A 2,184-nucleotide genomic window follows, 5' to 3' on the forward strand; every position below is an offset into this window, starting at 1 on the left:
ACCGTTGCCGTTGCTAAATAAACGTTCTGGGGTTGAGACACATAACGCTTTAAGGCTTATTTAGTCTAAACTCCAGTTATCAAATTTAGGATTGGTTTTTTGAGTTTTTTTGTAAGGATTCAGGTCAAAAAAACTTAAGTGACGGCATCTGGTAAAATAAACGAATGAAAAAGTCCCCAGCTACCAGAGAGCAGAAAAAAACCGAAATCGAGCAGTTGAGCCAAGCTGAACTGGTAGAAATGGTACTGGGGCTGCAAAAAATTATTGAAGAATTGCAAGAAAAACTAGCTATTGCTACGGGAAAAGGTCGAACAACCAGTAAAACTTCATCAAAGCCCCCATCAACGGATCTCATCCAAAAACCAGAGAAACCAACAGTCAAAACAGAAGAAGACCAGAAAAAGAAACCAGGTGGACAACCAGGTCATCAGGGGAAAACCCGCAAAGGGTTTGGGCGAGTAGACAGAACCGAAATTAGCTCACCCAGCATCTGTCTCAATTGTGGCTCTCAAGAATTAAGTGAAGTAATTAACATCCATAGACAGCAAGTAGCAAGTCTAGTCGCCAAACCAATCGAAGTTGTTGAATATCAAACACAATCGTGCAAATGCCTCGAATGTGGTGCAGTAGTCAGAGGAGAACCACCAAGCGGAATAATTCCAGGACAAGACTTGAGCGTTAATCTTCAAGCACTCTTAGTCTGGCTGGGAAATTATGGACATCTTTCCTACGAAAACCTGACTGAATTGTTATGGGAACTTGGCAGGATAGAAGTGGGAGTGGGAACACTCCAAAAAACCAATCAACGAGTAGCAGCAGCAGTCAAGCCAGCGATTAAAGCACTGTGGGAATGGGCCCAAGAGCAATCAAACATTCATGTAGATGAAACCCCTTGGTGTGTCATGGGAGTTAAAGAATGGCTGTGGACGGCTAGTGGAGAAGGATTCTGTTTATTTCATGCCGCAGATACCAGGGGGCGCGTGGAACTAGAAACCATGCTGAGCAAAGAATTTGCAGGAGTCTTAAGCTCAGATGATTTCAGTGTTTATAATGGCGTGAAAGTCGCAGCTCAACAGAAGTGTCTGGCCCATTTACGGCGACATTTCAAGAAAGTGCTGGAACTTCCTGGCAACAATAATGCAGCAGTCGCTCAAATATTTCTGTCATTAATTAATGAAGCTTTTAGGGCCCATGAGTCATGGCGAAAGACTAAGGATCGACTCACCTACGACTCGTGGGTTCAGGATTTCAAAATACGATTGAATCAGGCTTTGGCCAGTTGGTTGAACCTTGTGGGTTATGCGGCAGGTTTGTTGCTCAAATCCTTACGGGATAAGGCTCAACAGTGGTGGTATTTTCTCTCTGACCCCTCGGTTCCTCCTGATAATAATAAAGCCGAACGTTCTTTACGGCCTTCTGTAACTAAGCGGAAAGTTTCTGGCGGCTCTCGTTCGATGAAACGATTTGAGGAAACGGCTAATCTATTGAGTGTGATTCAAACCTGTCGTTTTCAAGCTCGTTCAGTAATGACTTTTTTCCGTGAGGCTATAAATGCCCATTCTTGTGACTTTCCTCGGCCTGAGCTCATTCCCATTTTTCAGACCTGAATCCTTACGTTTTTTTCAACTAATTTTTGCCCGGTTGAAAAGTTCATAGTAACTCTGTTTTGATTTATATATTACACCAAATTCTCTATCTATCTAAATAAGTAACATCTCATTAGACTTACAATATTCTTTATCCTTTAACCACTCGATTACTTCAGTATTTTGTCGAGCTGTTAAATACCCTTTTGACCCTTTATGTCCTAGTTTGATTCCGGCGATGCCTTTGGTTTTAAATTGTTTTTTCCAATAACCAATAAAAAAATTACTTACACCTAAAATATTGCTGATTTCATGGTATATATTACCTGAGAGCGCCATCCTTACAGCTATTGCTCGTTTTAGTTCTATTGCATCGATATCGCTTTTAATGAAAGATTCTAAACAATCTATTTTTTTGCCTATCTTTTTGTTGCAGTTGTAAGTTATTCATTTTTTTATGGTCACGATCTAGTATTGCATATAATTGTATCACAATCATGATAATGATTTAGGATTGCTATCTGGGGGGGTGACAAGGATGGCTAGGAGCTAGATTGAATCTGACTTATAGCCCTCATCCCCTGTTGGTAAAAATAGC

At 40.9% G+C, this 2,184-nt stretch carries 2 protein-coding genes; one reads left to right on the forward strand and one right to left on the reverse strand.

Annotated elements, in window-relative coordinates; genetic code table 11:
* Nucleotides 1-164 precede the first annotated feature (164 nt).
* Nucleotides 165-1,607, forward strand: a complete 1,443-nt coding sequence (gene tnpC, locus QUA45_RS28575; protein WP_333223297.1) for an IS66 family transposase — start codon at nt 165-167, stop codon at nt 1,605-1,607.
* A gap of 93 nt (nt 1,608-1,700) precedes the next feature.
* Here tnpC and QUA45_RS28580 read toward each other — a convergent pair whose 3' ends face one another.
* On the reverse strand, nt 1,701-2,033 hold the full coding sequence (locus QUA45_RS28580; RefSeq protein ID WP_333223299.1) for a helix-turn-helix domain-containing protein: 333 nt from the start codon (nt 2,031-2,033) through the stop codon (nt 1,701-1,703).
* Between the last annotated feature and the right edge of the window lie 151 nt (nt 2,034-2,184).

The sequence above is a fragment of the Microcoleus sp. Pol12A5 genome, from assembly GCF_036701435.1.
Classification (GTDB): domain Bacteria; phylum Cyanobacteriota; class Cyanobacteriia; order Cyanobacteriales; family Microcoleaceae; genus Microcoleus.